The sequence below is a fragment of the Enterococcus sp. DIV1096b genome (assembly GCF_050498765.1).
Taxonomy (GTDB): domain Bacteria; phylum Bacillota; class Bacilli; order Lactobacillales; family Enterococcaceae; genus Enterococcus_D; species Enterococcus_D entomosocium.
In genome coordinates, this window is record NZ_JBMHEK010000001.1 from 3,245,987 (window position 1) to 3,266,135 (window position 20,149).

At 44.4% G+C, this 20,149-nt stretch carries 17 protein-coding genes; 4 read left to right on the forward strand and 13 right to left on the reverse strand.

Translation table 11 applies throughout. The features are described 5' to 3' along the window. Window positions 1-353 precede the first annotated feature (353 nt). The 12 genes from lysS to pth form a co-directional block, all read right to left on the reverse strand. The gene (gene lysS / locus IGJ17_RS15295) at window positions 354-1,847 is read right to left on the reverse strand and encodes a lysine--tRNA ligase (RefSeq protein WP_005230758.1); all 1,494 of its coding nucleotides are present in this window, start codon (window positions 1,845-1,847) and stop codon (window positions 354-356) included. A 96-nt stretch (window positions 1,848-1,943) separates the two neighbouring features. Further along, a complete protein-coding gene (dusB, locus tag IGJ17_RS15300; protein WP_005233357.1) occupies window positions 1,944-2,957 on the reverse strand; it encodes a tRNA dihydrouridine synthase DusB in 1,014 nt (337 codons plus the stop codon). Beyond that, on the reverse strand, window positions 2,958-3,839 hold the full coding sequence (gene hslO / locus IGJ17_RS15305; protein WP_315044477.1) for an Hsp33 family molecular chaperone HslO: 882 nt from the start codon (window positions 3,837-3,839) through the stop codon (window positions 2,958-2,960). Between the two features lie 142 nt (window positions 3,840-3,981). After that, entirely contained in the window at window positions 3,982-6,090 is a 2,109-nt protein-coding gene (gene ftsH / locus IGJ17_RS15310) for an ATP-dependent zinc metalloprotease FtsH (RefSeq protein ID WP_005233354.1), read from the reverse strand. Window positions 6,091-6,163: 73 nt separating this feature from the next. Then, the gene (gene hpt / locus IGJ17_RS15315) at window positions 6,164-6,709 is read right to left on the reverse strand and encodes a hypoxanthine phosphoribosyltransferase (RefSeq protein WP_005230750.1); all 546 of its coding nucleotides are present in this window, start codon (window positions 6,707-6,709) and stop codon (window positions 6,164-6,166) included. A gap of 19 nt (window positions 6,710-6,728) precedes the next feature. After that, window positions 6,729-8,129, reverse strand: a complete 1,401-nt coding sequence (tilS, locus tag IGJ17_RS15320; protein ID WP_008380147.1) for a tRNA lysidine(34) synthetase TilS — start codon at window positions 8,127-8,129, stop codon at window positions 6,729-6,731. Between the two features lie 100 nt (window positions 8,130-8,229). Beyond that, a complete protein-coding gene (locus tag IGJ17_RS15325) occupies window positions 8,230-8,673 on the reverse strand; it encodes a S1 domain-containing RNA-binding protein (protein ID WP_005233352.1) in 444 nt (147 codons plus the stop codon). Between the two features lie 74 nt (window positions 8,674-8,747). After that, a complete protein-coding gene (locus IGJ17_RS15330; protein WP_429961592.1) occupies window positions 8,748-9,194 on the reverse strand; it encodes an FtsB family cell division protein in 447 nt (148 codons plus the stop codon). 83 nt (window positions 9,195-9,277) lie between these two features. Further along, the gene (locus IGJ17_RS15335) at window positions 9,278-9,544 is read right to left on the reverse strand and encodes an RNA-binding S4 domain-containing protein (protein ID WP_005230745.1); all 267 of its coding nucleotides are present in this window, start codon (window positions 9,542-9,544) and stop codon (window positions 9,278-9,280) included. Further along, complete coding sequence (locus IGJ17_RS15340; protein ID WP_008380151.1) at window positions 9,531-11,162, reverse strand: putative polysaccharide biosynthesis protein; 1,632 nt, start codon at window positions 11,160-11,162, stop codon at window positions 9,531-9,533. The genes IGJ17_RS15335 and IGJ17_RS15340 overlap by 14 nt, the downstream gene beginning before the upstream one ends. Window positions 11,163-11,177: 15 nt before the next feature. Next, a complete protein-coding gene (mfd, locus tag IGJ17_RS15345) occupies window positions 11,178-14,696 on the reverse strand; it encodes a transcription-repair coupling factor (protein ID WP_016620327.1) in 3,519 nt (1,172 codons plus the stop codon). Between the two features lie 11 nt (window positions 14,697-14,707). After that, window positions 14,708-15,268, reverse strand: a complete 561-nt coding sequence (gene pth / locus IGJ17_RS15350) for an aminoacyl-tRNA hydrolase (protein ID WP_008380153.1) — start codon at window positions 15,266-15,268, stop codon at window positions 14,708-14,710. A gap of 355 nt (window positions 15,269-15,623) precedes the next feature. On the opposite strand from pth, the gene IGJ17_RS15355 reads away from it, so the two are divergent. The 3 genes from IGJ17_RS15355 (at window position 15,624) to IGJ17_RS15365 (ending at window position 18,726) form a co-directional block, all read left to right on the forward strand. Then, window positions 15,624-16,607 (forward strand): L-lactate dehydrogenase, encoded by a 984-nt coding sequence (locus IGJ17_RS15355; protein WP_005230720.1) that lies wholly within the window; start codon window positions 15,624-15,626, stop codon window positions 16,605-16,607. Window positions 16,608-16,876: 269 nt separating this feature from the next. After that, the gene (locus IGJ17_RS15360; protein WP_005233342.1) at window positions 16,877-18,274 is read left to right on the forward strand and encodes a L,D-transpeptidase family protein; all 1,398 of its coding nucleotides are present in this window, start codon (window positions 16,877-16,879) and stop codon (window positions 18,272-18,274) included. 152 nt (window positions 18,275-18,426) lie between these two features. Beyond that, the gene (locus IGJ17_RS15365) at window positions 18,427-18,726 is read left to right on the forward strand and encodes a hypothetical protein (RefSeq protein WP_005233340.1); all 300 of its coding nucleotides are present in this window, start codon (window positions 18,427-18,429) and stop codon (window positions 18,724-18,726) included. Window positions 18,727-18,790: 64 nt separating this feature from the next. Here IGJ17_RS15365 and IGJ17_RS15370 read toward each other — a convergent pair whose 3' ends face one another. Further along, on the reverse strand, window positions 18,791-19,159 hold the full coding sequence (locus IGJ17_RS15370; RefSeq protein WP_005233339.1) for a winged helix-turn-helix transcriptional regulator: 369 nt from the start codon (window positions 19,157-19,159) through the stop codon (window positions 18,791-18,793). A 97-nt stretch (window positions 19,160-19,256) separates the two neighbouring features. On the opposite strand from IGJ17_RS15370, the gene IGJ17_RS15375 reads away from it, so the two are divergent. Continuing rightward, window positions 19,257-20,135 (forward strand): aldo/keto reductase, encoded by an 879-nt coding sequence (locus IGJ17_RS15375; RefSeq protein ID WP_016611992.1) that lies wholly within the window; start codon window positions 19,257-19,259, stop codon window positions 20,133-20,135. Window positions 20,136-20,149 lie beyond the last annotated feature (14 nt).

Here is a 20,149-nt window from a genome sequence, read left to right on the forward strand (position 1 = left end):
TTTGTTGATGTATCAACATCGATTAACTATTTTAAAATTGCGACTTCGTTATAATATCATCTGTCGAGCTGTGCGTCAACCACTTTTTTAAATTCTTTTTACGAATTCGTTTAGTCATTTGGCACATGTAATAATATACCAACTAAATCCCTTGCGGTCAATCATTTTCTATGGCTTTTTTTAATTTTTACAAACCCGTCTAATCACATTGAATCCAGCTTTTATCGTTCGCATTTAATCCGTTTTCTAGCAATTACCCTGGCTTTTTCCCCTCTAATTCCTCACTGTTTTTCTCCCTGATCCAGCAGACAAGAAAAAAAGCCGCCCATCTCTTGCGAGTGGACGGAGCTTTTTTATCTCATTGTCGGGAATAATAAAACGTCACGAATCGATTGTGCATCGGTCAACAGCATCACTAAGCGGTCGATCCCGATCCCTAATCCACCAGTTGGCGGCATACCGTATTCAAGTGCTTCTAAGAAATCTTCATCCACCCCATGGGCTTCATCATTTCCTGCTTCGCGCTCTTTTTCTTGTCCTTCAAAACGTTCTCTTTGATCGATTGGGTCATTCAATTCCGTGAAGGCATTCGCAAATTCACGACCAACGATAAATAATTCAAAGCGATCCGTAAAGCGTTCATCTTCTGGATTCTTTTTCGCTAATGGCGAAACTTCCACTGGATGACCAAAGACAAAGGTTGGCTGCTGTAACGTTTCTTCAACAAATGTCTCAAAGAATTCATTGATGATATGGCCAACAGTCATGGCATCAGTGATTTCAACATGATGTTCTTTTGCTAAACTACGCGCTTCTTCAACGGACATTGGTTGCCAGAAATCAACACCTGTTTGATTTTTGATTGCATCGACCATATGGATTCGTGCAAAGTCGCTAGCTAAATCGACTTCTTGTCCATCGTATTGGATCGTTGCTGTATGCAAGACTTTTTCAGCAGCATTACGGATAATGCCTTCTGTCAAATCCATCACATCTTTGAAATCTGTATATGCTGTATACGCTTCTAGCATCGTAAACTCGGGATTATGGGTCGTATCGATTCCTTCATTTCGGAAAACGCGGCCGATCTCATAGACTTTTTCCATGCCACCCACGATCAATCGTTTCAAGTGAAGCTCAAGTGCGATTCGTAAATACAGATCCATGTCTAAGGCATTGTGGTGTGTAATGAAGGGACGAGCCGCTGCACCACCTGCTTGATTATGCAATACTGGCGTTTCGACTTCGATATATCCATGTCCGTCAAGGTAACGACGAATTTCGCTAATGATTTGGCTTCGTTTCATGAAACGATCAAAGCTCTCTTTATTACTGATCAAATCCAAGTAACGTTGACGGTAGCGTTGTTCTACGTTCGTCAAGCCATGGTATTTGTCTGGCAATGGACGCAATGCTTTGGATAAGATCACGATTTCTTTGGCTTTGATGGTCACTTCGCCAGTATCGGTCTTCATGATTTCACCAGATACACCAAAGAAATCACCTAGATCTGCATGCTTGAATACTTCGTAAGGTTCGTCCCCCACTTGGTCTTTACGTACATATATTTGAATACGGCCTTCGCGGTCTTGTAAATGCGCAAAACCAGCCTTCCCTTTTCCACGTTTTGTAACGATTCTTCCTGCAATGCTTGCTGAAAGATTCATTTCGGCTAATTCTTCTTTGGTTCTTTGATCAAATAACTCATGTAACTCGGCAGAATTATGGGTGCGTTCGAATCGCTTGCCAAAAGGATCAATGCCTTCTTCCCGTAGTTTTTCCATCTTTTCACGGCGAACCAACATTTGATCATTCAATTCTTCTTGTGTTTGTCGTTCCTCTGTCACGAGTTTTCCTCCATTCTTAACTTGGGTTTCCTTCTTATAATGCCAATGATGACGCAAAAAATCAAGCCGAACTTTCGAATCGACTTGATTTGTTTCTTATTCCTTAAAAGTTGCTACCGGCTGTTTTTCGGTCTTCTCTACAAATGCATCCAATAAATCAAAAATCGTTTGCTTATCTTCTGCTTGATTGATAGCTGCCTTCACTTTGGCTGCCCGTGAAATACCTTTTAAGTAGTACGCAGCATGTTGGCGGAATTCTCGCGAAGCGATTTTTTCCCCTTTTAGATCAGCCAACCGTTCTAAATGAAGTTTCGCTGTCGAAATTTTTTCTCGTGGTGTTGGTTCCGGCAATAACTCGCCTGTCTCCAAGTATTGCTTGGTGCGGTGGATCATCCACGGATTGCCTAAGGCTGCCCGTCCGATCATCACTGCATCAGCGCCGACTTCTTCCAACATTCGTTTCGCATCTTCAGGGGTTCTGACATCGCCGTTGCCCATAAAGGGAATGGTGATACTTTGCTTCACTTGTTTCAAAACGTCCCAATCAGCCGATCCTTCATACATCTGTACACGGGTTCTGCCATGCATACCGATTGCTGCGGCACCCGCTGCTTCCGCGGCTTGGGCATTCTCAACCGCAAAGACGTGTTGCTCATCCCAACCGATCCGCATTTTGACGGTAACGGGCTTGTCGATCGCACTGGAAACAGCATGGACCATTTCATAAACCTTGTCGGGATCTAAAAGCCACTTCGCACCAGCTTCTGCTTTGATGATTTTGTTTACAGGACACCCCATATTGATATCAATGATATCGGCAGTTGTGTTCTCTGCGACAAATTGCGCTGCTTCTACTAAGGATGCTTTATTCCCACCAAAAATCTGAATACTAAGAGGATGCTCGGTCTCGTCAATAAACAGCATCTCAAGGGTCTTCTTGTTACGCAGTTGAATCCCTCGATCACTGATCATCTCACAGACGACTAAACCCGCGCCAAATTCTTTGACTGTCACACGAAACGCAGAATTGGTGATCCCTGCCATCGGCGCAACGACGACGCGGTTAGGAATCTCAACCGAGCCGATCTGCCATGTCTGTCTATCTTTCACTTACGCTTCCGCCTCTTTCTTCAACGCCGCCAATTCCGTTTCATCAAAATGATACTTGTTGCCACAAAAAGAGCAGACTGCCTCTGCCCCATGATCTTCATCGATCATTGCTTGGATCTCCTCAGCCCCTAAGGTGATGATCGCTGTCGCAAATTTTTCTTTCGTACAATCACAGTGGAACTGGATGGGCATTTTTTCTAGTACTTCGATCGTCGTGTCTGGTAACAATGTCGCTAAGACCTCTTCTGGTGATTGGCCTTCATCGATCAAGGTTGACACTCGAGGCAATTCTCCCAAACGTTTTTCGATGGCATCAATGATCTCTTCACTGGCACCAGGCATGATCTGTAGCATAAATCCACCGGCTGCCCGAATCGAATCATCAGTTTCTACTAATACACTCAGACCAACAGCAGAAGGAATCTGTTCTGACACTGCTAAATAATAAGTAAAGTCTTCCCCAAGTTCCCCAGAGACGATCGGTGTTTGTCCAGAGAAAGGTTCTTTTAGCCCTAAGTCTTTGATTACGGTAAAAATCCCTTGGTCTCCCACTGCGCCCCGAACATCCAATTTTCCTTGAGGATTCAATGGCAGACTGATCTGTGGATTTTTTATGTATCCTTTTACGTCCCCACGGCCATTGCTGTCTACGACGATTGCCCCAGCAGGACCATTTCCTTGAATTTTGACGGTCAATTTGTCTTCCCCTTTTAAGGTACTGCCTAATAACAAACTTCCCACCATCGCTCGCCCTAAAGCAGCAGATGCAGTATTCCATGTTTCATGGCGTCGTTGTGCTTCGGCGATCGTCTCTGTTGCCGATACGGCGTATGCTCGGACGAAGCCGTCATATGCGAGTGCTTTTACTAAATAATCCTTCATCTTGATTCTCCTTTTTATTCATTAATGAATCATACTAGGAAGCGCCGCTTTTTTCAACTGAATGTGTTTGAATTTAAGAAAAGTCTTCTTAAATAGAAACAAAAAGGCGCCGAGTTTCCTCGGCGCCTTGATACGTCTTGTTTTAGGCGTTATCATCTTTGTTTTCTTGATCAGTCGGTTGGCTTTCGCTATTGCGGCGAACGTCTTCCAATTGTTGATCAAAATCGTTTGATGATGCATCTTCGCTGTGTTTTTCTGCAGCTTGCTTCTCTGCATCTTTTTCTTCCAGCGCACGTTTCGCTTCTTCAAACGTTTGGGCTTTTTCACTAGGATACTCAGAGCTTTCAGTCCCTGCAGGCATTTTGCCTTCTTCAAACAAGGATTTGATTGCTTTAGCATCCAATGTTTCATGTTCAAGTAGTTTTTCAGCGATCAATTTGTGTTGGGCACGATGTTCTTCAATGATTTCATGGGCTTTTTGATGGGCATCCATTAAAATCTTGCGAACTTCTTGATCAATTTCAAAGGCAACTTGTTCAGAGTATGCTTTTGTTTGACCGTAATCGCGACCGACAAAGACTTGATGGTTTCCTTCATATTGAACTGGACCTAATTTATCGCTCATTCCATATTCTGTCACCATGCTTCTTGCAAGAGCAGTTGCTTGTTCAAAGTCATTGGAAGCCCCCGTTGATTGCACACCGAAGATGATTTCTTCAGCCGTACGTCCACCTAGCAAGCCAACGATTTGTTCAAACATATCTTCTTTAGTCATCAAGAATTGATCTTCTTTCGGCAAGGCGATCATGTACCCACCAGCACGCCCCCGAGGAATGATGGTTACTTTGTGTACCACACGGGCACGACTCAAGACTAAACCAACAATGGTATGTCCTGCTTCATGGTAAGCAACCATTTCACGTTCGCGTTTGTTGATGACCCGGTCTTTCTTCGCAGGACCAGCGATCACGCGGTCTTCTGCTTCATCGATATCTGAAGCATCGATTTTTTTCTTGTTACGACGAGCAGCAACTAAGGCGGCTTCGTTCAAGACGTTTTCCAGATCCGCACCGGCAAAGCCCGGTGTTTGTTGGGCAACGACTTTCAAATCAACATCATCTGATAAAGGTTTGTTCCGAGCATGAACACGGAGGATTGCTTCACGGCCTTTCACGTCTGGACGACCAACTAAAATCTGACGGTCAAAACGACCTGGACGCAGCAACGCTGGATCTAGAACATCCGAACGGTTCGTTGCGGCAATGACGATCACGCCTTCATTCCCATCAAAACCATCCATCTCAACCAATAATTGGTTCAATGTTTGTTCCCGCTCATCATGTCCGCCACCCATACCGGCACCACGTTGGCGACCGACGGCATCGATTTCATCGATAAAGATGATGGCTGGTGCATTTTTCTTCGCTGTTTCAAATAAGTCACGTACCCGGCTTGCACCGACACCGACAAACATTTCAACGAAATCTGAACCAGAGATCGAGTAAAACGGTACGCCAGCTTCACCGGCAACGGCTTTGGCTAGCAACGTTTTCCCGGTTCCCGGAGGTCCCTCAAGTAAGACACCTGCTGGGATACGGGCACCTAATTCAACGAAGCGTCGAGGATCTTTCAAGAATTCCACGACTTCGACAAGTTCTTGTTTTTCTTCTTCTGCACCGGCTACGTCTGAAAAACGTACGCGGTTGGCTTTTTTGTCCGCTTCTTTGGCTTTTGATTTGCCAAAGTTCATCACACGGCCGCCACCGCCACCGCCGCCGCCTTGTTGGCTCATCATCATATAGAAGAAGAAAATGATGATCACAAGTGGTAAGAAGCTAACCAAAAGCGATAACCAAATACCACTGTTGGATTCTTCTTCGATGGTAGTTTTGACCCCTTGTGCTGAGGCCAGACTGGTGACTTCGCTCAGCGTAGAATCATTTGGTAAAATGATCGTTGAAAAGCGGGTCGAACTCGCCTGTGTATTGCCTAAAACAGACAAGCTGTTGTCATTGCTGACAGTTTGTTCTTCATTGTATTCACCCACGATTCGATAAACACCGTTAGCGGGTTGGACAGTAAATTGTTTGACCTTCCCGTCTTTCAGTTGTTCTGTAAACGTGGAGTACTCGATCGTTGGGGTCTGCTGATTGCCATTTCCAAAAATGAAATAAACGACCATGACCATCGCCAACAAGACAAGTACATAATATAAGGTATTTTTTACCATACCGTTATTTTTCTTATTCATGCGTACCTCCCTGGCTATTTTGTTTTATCAATCCTGACCATTTAATTGTATCACAATTGATTTAGAACAGTCACTAATTTGACTGATAAACACTAGGTTTTAAGACGCCAACGTAAGGTAAGTTTCGATATTGCTCTGCATAGTCCAGTCCATATCCAACAACAAACTCATTTGGCACATCGAAGCCGACGTAATCAGCATCGATCTCAACAACACGGCCTTCCGGCTTATCTAATAACGTCACGATTTTCACTGATTTCGCTTTACGGTATTTGAATAGATCTACCAGATAAGCCAACGTGCGACCGCTGTCAATGATGTCTTCAACGATCAAAAGATCGCGGCCCTCAACATTTGTATCTAAATCTTTAATGATTTTTACTTCTCCAGATGAAATCATGGCATTGCCATAACTTGAGACATCCATGAAGTCTAACTCCAAGTAACAATCCATCTCACGAACGATGTCTGCCATGAAAGGAACGGCACCTTTCAGTACACCTACGACTAGAGGATTTTTATCCGCATAAGCCGCCGTTAATTCTTGACCAAGTTCCACACAACGATTTTTGATTTCGTCACGGGAAATCAAAATTTTCTCAATATCTTTATCTAGCATAAAGTTCTCCTTCCAACTCTTACTTCTGATATTTATAAAGAAGTATGTAGTGTATTTTATCAGTTTCTGGCGTAATACTCAAATAGGAAAATGCATGAGGTAGTAAGGCAATCACCTGTTTATCAAGGTTTGTGACGACCCAACTTTTTTCTCGCTCTTCATTAGGAATTTTTGAATCGATAAAAAAACGACTGATCTTTTTGGTCAGGCCACGTGCCAAGCGGATTCGGTCTCCTGGCTGACGCTTACGTACGATCAGCTCAGAGGAATAGTTTAGCGGTAAATCTTGGGAAAACTCTGACCAATTTGTGATTTTTTTGGGAATATGCTGTTCATTTATCGGAAAATACCCAATCCATTCCTTTTCAGAAAGATAGATCCCTTCTCCTAAAACCAGACGCTGACTGACTTCTGTCAACGGCGCTGCAGGCTTTTGGGGAACAGCAATGGGTTCCAACAGTAATTGGTCATAGCTGCGCCGCAGCTGCCACTGTTTGTGCAACGCCAATTGCCATTGCCCTTTCTTTTCGTCTAGCAAACGCAATAGCTGTGGCAGCTGTTTTTGATTGAGTGGATGCTTTGTAAAAGCTTCTGCTTGTTGCAAAAACCCCGCATAGAAAAAATAGCGCTGCGCCGGCGAAAACGTCGGCAGCTGTTGCAGATCGATCACTAAGCGAGTAGCTTGCTGTTGAACGAACGCAGACAACCATTGCTGCTGCTCTTGCTGGATCAACTGATTGGCGAACTGCATTTCTACAGAAAGCTGTTGAAAATGCGGCAACAGTTGCGGATTTTCCGCTTTTAATGCCGGCACTACTTGCTGGCGTAGTCGGTTTCGCAAATACAGCGGTTCGTGATTGCTTTCGTCTTCAAAGTAGGGAATCTGCTGTACTTGCGCATAGTCGTAAATCGCTGTCTTACTGACACTAAGCAACGGCCGCAACAGGATTCCAGCGTGAAAAGGCTGCTGCTGCTGCATCCCGCCAGCCGATTGCAAGCGGCCTTCTCGCATCATCTTCATCAGCATCGTTTCTACTTGGTCATCACTGTGGTGAGCAGTCAGCAAAACATCATAGCCTTCTCGGGACATGACATCGGCAAAAAACGTATAGCGAAAGTCCCGAGCGCTAGCTTCTATGCCAGTTTCTGGCGGATTTTCCCAGCACCGCTCATAAAAAGGAATGCCGCGTTCTTGGCAGTACTGCCGTAAAAAAGCAGCTTCCTCAGCAGATGCAGGACGCAATTGATGGTTTACATGTGCCACACCAAAGACCTGCTCTTTTTGCATTTCGGGAAACAACTGACAAAAGACCTGCAGCAAGACCATGGAGTCGACTCCCGTCGATACCGCCAGCAAAAAGCGGCGTTTTTTTTCAGGATCGATGGCAGTGAGTTGCCCTCGAACGGTTTGAATGACCATCATTTGCCCTCCTTCTCATTTGGTAGACCCACAAGAAAGAAAGCTGAAACAAAACGAACCAACAGTTTTGTTTCAGCTTTTTCCAACTTGCTATTCATGTTTAGTTACGGCGTCCGCCGCGGCCACCGCGTTTTCCTTCTGTATTTCGACGTAATGATGAAAGACGATCATCACTATCTTTTAGAAAAGAACTCATCAATGAATCGAAGTCTTGTTTATTTACATTCGTAGTTTGATTGCGTGAAAAAGATTTTTTCGGATTTGGTCGATTGAATTCTTTTTTCGGGTATTCACGTTTTTCTTCCGGCTTATCTTCTGCTTTGCGGATCGATAGTCCAATTTTTCCATCGTTGCCGATTGCCGTAACAAGTACTGTCACTTCATCCCCAACAGACAACACGTCGTGAATGTCTTTGACGAATCCGTTTGATACTTCACTGATATGCACCAAACCAGTTTTCCCTTCACCAAGATCAATGAACGCACCAAAATTTGTAATACCAGACACTTTGCCCTTTAGTTTCGCTCCAACTTCGATTGACATATAAAAAATGTTCCTCCTAATTTTTACCCATTTAAAATAATTCAAACTACTGCGCTGAGTAGGTATGACATTGCTTAATCTTGTGACTCTGTGGATGATGATTCTTGTTCGCTTTGCGCAGAACGCTCATTAGGGTTTTGAGAATCCGTTCCATCTGGCAAGACAGGATAAATTTTTTCGCCATCTTTTGAGTAGAAGAATCGGCTGCGGGCCAATTTTGCCACATACTCATCGTCTTGCAATAAGGCAACATCTCGCTCCAATGAAGCCACTTTTTGTTCAGCTTCTTTTTGTTCGGCGACTGTTTCCGCCTTGTATTCCTTTAGTTTTTGCAGGCGCATTTGGTCGTTAAACATCTGAATCCCCACGACTGCAAATATCGCTAATGCCGCCACGAAAAACGCCACCAGCCGACGTCGGCGAAACACGACTTGCCGCCGCTCTTTTTCAAACTTGGCAAATTGCTCTTTCGCATAATCGGTCTGCAATAGTTCTATTTTTTTATTTGATTCTTTTGCCACCTGAACTCGCTCCCGTCGCTGTCTTTGTTTTTTACATTATACCAACATCCGCAAAGCTTGTCTAACTGAAAATGCCGTAAAAATCAAGCATTTTCTGAGATTCTTTCCTCTGAAACAATCTCATACATTTTTGCAGCGTCTTCTTTTTTCGTCGATTCATGCAATTCATTGACTTTTACTTCCAAGACCTTATTCCCGAACTGAATACGCATAGTATCGCCTACTTTGACGTCACTGCTTGACTTGGCTAATTTGCCGTTGATCTGAATGCGTCCCTTGTCTGCCACTTCTTTGGCCACAGAGCGACGCTTGATGATGCGGGAGATTTTAAGAAATTTATCTAATCTCATGTTTTTCACCTCTTCTTAATAGTTTCTTTCCAAATGGAACTAACAGCCATTCGCGAATCGTTAACAATTTGATTTTGATCGCTGCCCCGATAAAGGCTGCGCCTCCCAAACCGACACCGCCTAGGCAAAAAATCAGCGCCTGTAGTCGATGGGTCAAAGGACCGTTCAATAAGATCGCAACGAAGCTATAATATAAGAATAGCACGCTTGCCATGATCCCTAAACAAAGAAATAATTTTTTTCCATAATTTCCTTCATACCAAAAGCGATTGATGCTACTTTGTGCTCGACGCTGTTCGGAAACCACAAAACAGCATAAGGTCGCGCCTAACCCCAACAGCGTACTGATACTTGCTCCTGCAGTCCCATAAGAAGCGGTCAGCGGCCACATCGATAGACATTTGACTAAAAGACCAATTCCCGCAGCGAGCAAGCCGAAGGTATAGGTATTGCGACTTTGTTGAATGCTTTGATAGGCTTGGATCGTCGCCATCAGAGCGATGGAAAAGACAAACAATACCAGCGCCGCATTGCCAGATCCGTCTTTAAATAAAGCAAAGTTGATATAAGGCAGCAAAATCGCTAACCCTACCGCAGAAGCCGAAGCAATCCCGATCGTTAGGCGCAAATACATTTTTGCCGACTTTTCAAACAGCTGCTGATTTTTTACCGTCAAATACTTGGTCAACGTTGGCAAAAACGTCGAGCTTAACGCCATCGCCACCACAAGACCTAGTTGGACGAGGGGTTGTCCGCGATCATAGATCCCTTTCGAAATCCGGGCTGCTTGTGCCGTCAATCCCCCCGCTTCTAGCGCATTGGTCAATAAAAACGAATCCGCTAACTGGAACAAGATCAAATAGCCGCTATAAATCGTCAACAGACCGCCTTCTAAGAAGAACCGTTTTTTCAACGAGGCGGATAAACCAGCGGTATTTTCTCCTGTACGGGTGACTGGTTTATGCCATAGCGATAGGCGTTTGCCGTTGATTTGTCGGCTATAATAACTTAAAATCCACCACGCCGCAAGGCCCCCGACTAAGGCACCCATCATGGCGACAGTCCCCGTTTGATAAATCGTCCAGCCCAATTGCTGGAAAGCTGCCGCAGCACCTAAAATCACACCAACTCTAAGCAGCTGCTCTACAACTTGAGACACTGCGGTTGGCACCATTTGTAGATTTCCTTGAAACATTCCTCGATAAAAGGTCAAGGGTGGGACAAACAAAAAGGTAAAGGAAACGACTCGAATCAAGCCTGCCAGTTGATGGTCCCCCATCACTTGCGCGATTGGACCGGCAAATAAAAAGGTCACAGCCCATAAGCCAATCGCCGACCAAAGCACATAAGACGTCAACGCTTGCAGCCGCTCCTTGCTTTTCAAAGGATCAGGTTCTTCAGCAACAATGCGGGAGATAAACTGCGGCAAACCTGACAACGCCAAAGTCATTGCCAATCCATAAATCGGATAGACCTGTTGATACACATAAAACCCTTCGTCGCCTACCAGGTTCTGAAAAGGGACCCGATAAACGGCACTTAAGATTTTTGCGATAAAGGAAGCGATCGTTAAAATAAACGCCCCTTCCATCGTACGCTTCAATTGTGATTTCGGCATCCCTCTGGTTCCTTTCTAGCCTTGGCTGGCGTATTTTTGTTCCCGTAACGCTTTGACGAAATCTTGGATTTCTAATAGCCAGGTGCTTTCTTTCATCACTGGCGGAATCTGTAATTTGATGGTCATTTGCTCATGATCGACACCCATCGTGGCTTTTAATTTAGTAGCTTTCAATGCTTCAAACAGCTGCTCCACCGAATAATTTTTCGTGCCTACTTTACTCAAAGTAAACGACACGGTTTGTTGCTGCTTGCGGATAGTTTCTAACAAGGCACGATCGCCGTTCATTTTGATCTCGCCCACCGTTAAGAGGTGCGCCACTTCTACAGGGTATTCTCCGAAACGGTCTAATAAATCATCTTGAAGTTCATCAACTGCTTCTTGTGATTCCAGCTCACGAATTCGTTTATAGATCTCGATTTTTTGCCGTTCGTCTTCAATATACGAAGTCGGTAAGTAGGCATCGATCCCCAGATCGATCTCAACGGTCGTTTTTTCTGTTTGGGTATTTTTCCCTTGTTTACGAGTGACTGCTTCCGACAGCATTTGTGAGTACATGTCAAACCCGACTGCATCGATAAAGCCGTGCTGTTGCGCCCCCAATAGATTTCCTGCCCCACGAATCGAAAGATCTCGCATCGCGATTTTGAATCCTGAACCTAACTCCGTAAAGTCCTTAATGGCTTGCAGACGTTTTTCACTGACTTCGTTCAACACTTTTTGCTGTTCATACATGAAATACGCATAAGCGACTCGATTGCTCCGACCGACACGGCCACGCAACTGATACAACGTCGAAAGCCCCATGTAATCGGCATTTTCCACAAACAACGTATTGGCATTGGGAATATCCACACCGGTTTCAATGATCGTCGTCGTCACCAACACATCGTATTGCCCTTCAATAAAGTCAAACAGGGTATTTTCCAATTGGATCTCGGTCATTTGCCCGTGGGCATAAGCGATTCGTGCATCTGGCACTAACGCCTGCAGTTCTTCGACTTTTCGCTCGATCGTATCGACACGATTATAGAGATAAAACACTTGGCCCCCGCGTGCCATCTCCCGTTGGATCGCTTCTCGCACCGCTCCTGGATTCATCTCCATCACATAGGTTTGGATCGGGTAACGATTTTCCGGTGGTGTTTCGATCACAGATAGGTCCCGCACGCCCAGCATCGACATATGCAATGTTCTTGGGATCGGCGTTGCCGTCAACGTCAACACATCGACTTGCGAACGCAGTTGTTTCAAGCGCTCTTTGTGTTTGACCCCAAAACGTTGTTCTTCATCGATCACCAACAAGCCCAAATCAGCAAACTCGACATCTTTTGACAATAATCGGTGGGTCCCCACCAAAATATCGACTTGCCCTTTGCGCACTTGCTCGATCGTTTCATTCTGCTGTTTTTTCGTCCGAAAACGACTCAGCACCCCAACATTGACGGGGAAGCCTTCAAAACGATCGACCATCGTTTCATAGTGCTGCTGTGCCAAGATCGTTGTCGGCACTAAGAAAGCCACTTGTTTGCTTTCTTTGATCGCTTTAAAAGCAGCCCGCAGCGCCACTTCTGTTTTCCCAAAACCGACATCTCCAACTAACAAACGGTCCATCGGCTTTTCTTTTTCCATATCCCGCTTGATCTCTGCCGTACTGCGCAGCTGATCATCGGTTTCCGAATAAGGAAAGGCATCTTCAAATTCTTTTTGATAGGCATCGTCTGGTTGAAAGGCATAGCCTTTTTCTGATTCGCGTTTGGCATACAATAAAATCAAATCATCTGCGATGTCTTCAATTTTAGCCGTCACTTTGCGCTTGGTCTTCGCCCACTCACTGCCGCCTAATTTATTGATTTTCGGTGTTTTCGATTCGGAAGCCACATATTTTTGAATCAAATTCAATTGGGTGACTGGAATAAAGAGCTTGTCTTCGTTTTGGTACAAGATCGTCATGTAATCTTGATGGACGCCATCGACTTCTAAGGTTTCCATGCCGATGTACTTCCCGATCCCATGATTCGCATGGACGACATAATCGCCGGCTTTTAACTCATTGTAGCTTTTGAGACGTTCCGCATTGGTGACATTTTGCCGGCGGGCTCTTTTTTTGTTCATCTTTTGGAAAATTTCTTTTTCTGTAACCACCACTAGCTTGTCTTGCGGCATTTCAAAGCCGCTTTGCAAACGTTCCACCACGATTTGGGTGCGTCCCGTAAACAGGCGGTCTTGTTGCGTCTGCACGGCATAGATATCATGATCTCGCAGATCTTGCTCTAACTTCTTGGCCCGTTCTTGGTCACTGACCAGAAAAATCACCGTTTGCTGTTGCTTCTCCCAGCGATCGATCTCAACTTTCAAGAGACCCATTTGGCTGAAAAACTGCTGCATCGGCCGGTATTGGAATTGATGGATCGCTTGGAAGCGAATGTTCCCCATTCCTTTTTGGAATAAAGAAAAGAAGCTGGTCACAAAGGTTTCTTTTTGCAGCAGTTGATGGACATCGATCCCGAATTGCTGTTCAGAAAAGACCCGCAGCTCCGCTAATTTTTGGGTATGCCACTCCGCTTCTTCCCGTTCGATCTCACGATTGGTCTCCATGATCCGAGCATAATCATCGATCATCAAAAAGGCGTCTTCAGAAAAATAATCTAAGACACTCGTTTGCTGACGATAAAGCAAATCCGTGTAATAACGGGCACTTTCACCGGGAATCCCCGCTTGCCATTGGGAGGCCAATTGGCCGAAATAGTCTTCTAAAAACGCGCGATCAGTTACTTCTTTGGTGACCGCCAACCGTTTGTTCAATAATTCTTGTAGCTGCTTTTGCCCCGCCGCTAAATCTTCCGCTGAGAAAACCAATTCGGTAGTCGGTAAAATAGCCACTTGCTGCAGCGTTTCCACTGAGCGTTGCGTTTCCACGTTGAAAGAACGCATCGAGTCGATTTCTACATCGAATAACTCGATCCGTACGGGGTATTCGGCATTTAATGGATAAATATCGAGGATGCTCCCACGAATACTGAATTCGCCGGGTTTGCCAATCATTGACTGCCGTTCGTAACCCATCAAGATCAATTGTTGCGGCAAACGCTCTAAATCGATCTCATCGCCGATTTGCCATTGGAATTGGTTGGCTAACCAGGTTTTCTTCTCAGGTAAATACTTTCGCAAAGCCGCTACCGGCAACACATAGATCCCGGTTTTCCCTTGAGAAACAGCATTCAGCGCTGCCACTCGTTCTTCTCGTGCTTCTGGTGAAGAAAAAGCCATTTCGGCTGACAACACTTCGTCCACTGGGAAAACATAGACATCATCCGTCACGTTGCGCAGATCTTCGGCTAGTTGATTCGTATAATACAGATTTGGTGTCACCACGATCACTTGTTTTTGAAATGCCTGATACACACCGGTGATCGCCAATGTTTTTGCCGATCCAGCTAGACCGGTCAATAATTGCCGGGGGGCCTGTTCACGTAAACCTGCATGCCAAGCCGCCACTGTCGGCACTTTATTTATTAATTCAATTAAATCCATCTCGGCCCTCCTTAGTTAAATCGATTCATTGTGGCAAGAAAGTCGCCGTTGGTCAAGTAATCACTACTTGCCTCGACTGCCTTATCAATACTTTGTAAAACGATGGGCAGATCGTCTTTTGCAAAAGGACTCAGTACATGATTGACCACGGTTTGTCCTGGACGTGGCCGATCGATCCCGATTTTGATGCGGTCAAAGACTGTCGAGTCCAAATGCGCGATCAAACTCTTGATTCCATTGTGTCCCCCCGCACTGCCTTTTTGGCGCAAGCGGATTTTCCCTAATGCTAAATCAAGGTCATCATAGACCACTACTAATTCTTCTTGGTAGATGCCAAAATAGGTCATCAACGGACCTACCGAACGACCGGATTCATTCATGAAGGTTTGCGGTTTGACCAAAAGGATTTTTTCACCCTTCAAGAAAAACTCTGCCACTTCTGCTTCAAAAGCCGACTTTTTAAAGGTTGCTTGGTACTTTTGTGCCAACGCATCCACTACCATAAAGCCAACATTGTGTTTGGTTTTCTCATATTTTTTGCCGGGATTTCCCAAGCCTACAATCATTTTCATTTTTCGATTACGCTCCATTATTTCTAGTTTCAAGCTGATTCTTCATCTATTTTATCGGTTTTCTTATCCAAACACAAAATACTGGGCACACAAATGCGCCCAGTTCTTTTGCTGAAATAATTATAACACGAAATGGACTGTTATGGTGGCGTCCTCTTGCTCAGTTTTTATCTTTCTTAACGAATCTTAATAAAACGTTGATATATCCTCTTTTTGACGTAATAACAAAGAAAGCATTTACAACTGAAACAGCGATATTTTGTGTAATATTGTTGTGCAAATCACATGACAAATATACTTGAAAATGGTAGGATGATAGCGAGTAAAACAATTATGCGGAAGGAATGATACACAGATGACTGCAAAAACGAACAAAAAAGATCACCAAAAGGTAATTCTTGTTGGAGACGGTGCGGTTGGTTCTAGTTACGCGTTTGCGCTGGTGACCCAAAACATTGCGCAAGAAGTCGGAATCATTGATATAAATACAGCAAAAACAGAAGGCGACGCAATTGATTTGTCCCATGCCTTGGCCTTTACTTCCCCTAAAAAAATCTATGCCGCTTCTTATGAAGATGCACATGATGCTGATTTAGTCGTTATTACAGCTGGTGCGCCTCAAAAACCAGGTGAAACCCGCTTAGATTTGGTTCATAAAAACTTGAAAATCAACCGGGAAGTAGTTACCCAAATCGTTGATTCAGGGTTCAACGGAATCTTCTTAGTAGCAGCAAACCCAGTCGATATTTTGACTTACTCGACTTGGAAATTCTCAGGCTTCCCGAAAGAACGCGTCATCGGTTCAGGTACTTCTTTAGACTCTGCACGTTTCCGTCAAGCTTTGGCTGAATTAGTCGATGTTGATGCCCGTAACGTCCATGCCTATATCTTAGGCGAACACGGGGATTCAGAATTCCCTGTTTGGTCTCATGCCAACGTAGCCGGCTTGCAAATCTATGAATGGGTCAAAAACAACCCAGATATCGATGAAGAAGCAATGGTCAACATTTTCTTCAGCGTTCGTGATGCAGCCTACACCATTATCGAGAAAAAAGGTGCGACTTTCTATGGGATCGCGGTAGCCTTAGCACGGATCACTCGTGCGATCTTAGACGATGAAAATGCTGTTTTACCATTGTCTGTGTACATGAACGGCGAATACGGCTTAAACGACTTGTACATTGGTGCGCCTGCAGTTATCAACGCCCAAGGGATTCAAAAAGTGATTGAGATCCCATTGACGGATGGTGAAAAAGACCGGATGGCCGCTTCTGCAAAACAATTAAAAGATATTCTTGATGAAGCTTTTGCGAAACTAGATGCAGAAGACAATCAATAATTTCTTTCACTTCGTTTAGCTAGTCAACTATGCCACTGAACGAACCTTACAGCTCACTCTTTTTCAGAACAATTTGATCAAGATGATTTGCTGCGGTTCGTTCAGTTTTTTTATGCAAAGAAATGCTTTTCTACAGCTTAGCTAAAGATAGTTTAAGAATTTTCTATTTTTCATGGAAGTTTCATTTGCCATATTCGCTTTCTTGGGGGAATATGGTATGATTTAAGCGTTATTATCTATTATGCCATTAGAAAAAAAGGAGTAGTTGAATGACTCGTTCAAACAAACATACTGACGCCAAGAACAATACCAAGAAAATTGTTCTAATCGTTGTGGCTGCTATATTAGTAGTGATCGCTGGCGGCTATACCTACCGAAGTACATATTATGCAAACCGTTTTTTACCAAAGACTGAAATCGATGGGATCGACATCAGCAACAAAACTGTTGCCGAGGCCAATGCCCTGCTGCATGACCGCTACTCGCAAGAAGATTTCACCATCAAAGAAGGCGATAGCGAATGGAAGACAATCAACCTTGCTCAATTTGGGTTACAAACGGATTTCACCAATGAGCTGCAATCATTAAAAGATGAACAGAACCAGTGGAGTTGGGGAATGGCTTATGTTTCCGCTGCAGAAGAAAAAACACTGGACAATCTCTCGGTGGATCAAGATACGCTAAACAGCGAAACGGACACGATCCAAAAGGAACTAGAAACTTTAAATGAGGATCGTACCAAGTCAGCCGATGCAACATTGGAAAAAGGCGAAGACGGCTTTTCTATCAAACCAGAAGTTGACGGCGATGCCATTGATGTGGACAAAGCAGTAGCAGACTTACAAGAAGCCATCGTCAGTGGCGAAAAGGAATTAAATCTCGTCGATTACGTCACAAAACCAAGTGTGACCGCTGATGATCCTGATCTAACCAAAGAAATGGATTCGTTGAATAAAATCGCCAAAGTAACCGGCAATTATACGATCAACGGAAACACGTTTCAAATTCCAAGAGAATCGATCATGGATTGGCTCTCTTACAAAGATGGCAACACCACGATCGACGAAGACAAAGTAAGAAGCTATGTCGCTTCTATCGGAGAGCAATACAACACCAGCACCAATTCTTCGACCTTCAAGAGTACCAAACAAGGCGAAGTAACGGTTCCAGCCGGCACCCTCAGCTGGACGATCCAAACCGATGCGGAAACAGAAGCATTGATTGAGGCGTTAAAAGCCGGCGAAGACTTCACGCGCACACCGATCGCTCAAGGAAGCACCGATGCTGGCAGCCCGTTATTTGGCAACACGTATATCGAAGTTGATCTGAAAAACCAACACATGTGGTATTACAAAGATGGCGAGCTGGTGCTAGATACGAAAATTATCTCTGGAAAACCAGCCACACCAACGCCAACTGGTGTCTTCTATGTCTGGAACAAAGAAGAAGATGCAACCTTGACCGGTGAAGATTATGCGTCCCCTGTTGATTACTGGATGCCGATCGATTGGACCGGTGTCGGAATCCATGATTCTGATTGGCAAACGGAATACGGTGGTGATCTTTGGAAAACCCGCGGCTCTCACGGCTGTATCAATACTCCGCCAGGCGTGATGAAAGAATTGTACAGTAAAGCCGAAGTCGGGACACCCGTGATCGTGATTTAATGGAAAAAAGAGTCAAACCTTTTTATAGATGAACCAAAAGCCGCAAAAAAATTCTTTTGCGGCTTTTTTGTTGTTTCCAAATGTTCCTGTTTACAAAGCGCCATTTAATTAATATACTTAATTAAGCATATTAATTAAAAAGGAGAATCACTTTGGAAAAAGTTGTCTTTATTGATCGTTCTACTTTAGCTGGAAGTCTGATTAAAATTTTCGCCCGCAACATCCAAATGCTGTCCGAGGATCAAATCAGCGTGACTGTTGTGACACCAGAACGTCTGATGAATTATCGTTTTTCGCAAGAAAAAATCGTTTTGGTCGATCCTTTGCTTTCTTTAACAGATCCGATGATCAAGCAGGCCATCCCGCCGCGAATCAAGCGCCTGTCATTTCCCATCAATCATTACAGCGGCATGAATGCTGAAGCCATTCTAGAATTGATCCAACAAGCATAGCCTAAAAAAGGCCGACGGAAACCAATGGTTTCTGCCGGCCTTTTCTCATGCCACTTGCCCTCTGCTAGACAATCGCCTCTTCTTGTTCTAACAAAGTAACTTGTTCTCCTTTGTCTTGTAGCGCAGCGACGTGCATCGTGCCCCACTGGCAAAGGGTATCCAATAAGCCGCCTAACGTTTCTCCATATTCACTCAAGGAATACTCAACTTTGGGTGGTACTTGATTATAGGATTTGCGGGTAACGATATCAGACTCTTCTAGTTCCCGCAATTGCTGCGTCAACATTTTTTGACTGATGCCAGGAATTTTTCGCCGTAAATCACTAGGACGCAATGCCCCATGGCGTAAATTACAAAGAATGATTGGTTTCCATTTCCCGCCGATGACATCCATCGTTGCTTCTACACCGATATTATAAATTTTTTCTTCCATTTTTTTCACCTCATCAAGTCTGTAAACACACAAATGTTACCAAAAGGTGTGTATCAAACAAAAAAGTACGTACTATACAACCTTACCTCCTCATTATATGATGATTACAGAAAAAAATAAAGGAGATGTTTTTATGATCGAAAAATTATCGGATACCGTTACACTGAACAACGGCAGCAAAATCCCCGGTTTGGGGTTAGGTGTCTTTCAAATCCCTGAAGCTGAAACAGCAGAGGTCGTGAAACAGGCCATTATCAATGGGTATCGCCTGATTGATACGGCGGCTATTTACGGCAACGAAACAGGAACAGGGGAAGGAATCAAACAAGGCTTACAAGAAACGGGGTTGGCTCGTGAAGAACTCTTTGTCACTTCCAAACTTTGGAACGATCATTTAACTTATGATGAAACGATCCATGCTTTCAATGAAAGTTTGGCCCGCTTAAACCTCGAGTATCTCGACTTGTACTTGATCCATTGGCCGGGAAACCAGGCATTTCAAGAGTCATGGCGCGCCTTGGAAGACTTGTATGCCGCTGGAAAAATCAAAGCAATCGGGGTCAGCAACTTCCAGATTCATCACTTGGAGCAACTATTGGCCGCTGCTAAGGTCGTTCCTGTCGTCAATCAGATCGAACTGCATCCCAAACTTACGCAGCAAGACCTGCGGGACTTTTGTGCTGAAAAGGGGATTGCGATCCAAGCTTGGTCACCTTTGATGCAAGGCAAACTGCTGAAAGAGGAAACCGTCTTGGCGATCGCCGATGCACAGCAAAAATCAGCGGCACAAGTGCTTTTACGCTGGGCTATCCAACAAGGAATCTTAGTCAATGTCAAATCGACACACCCTGAGCGAATGCGCGCCAATGCAGCGATTTTTGATTTCCATTTATCAGAAGATGAAATGGCTCGCTTGAACGCATTAAATGAGGACCTGCGAGTGGGTCCAGATCCAGACACATTCGATTTTCATTAACCAAACGATATACT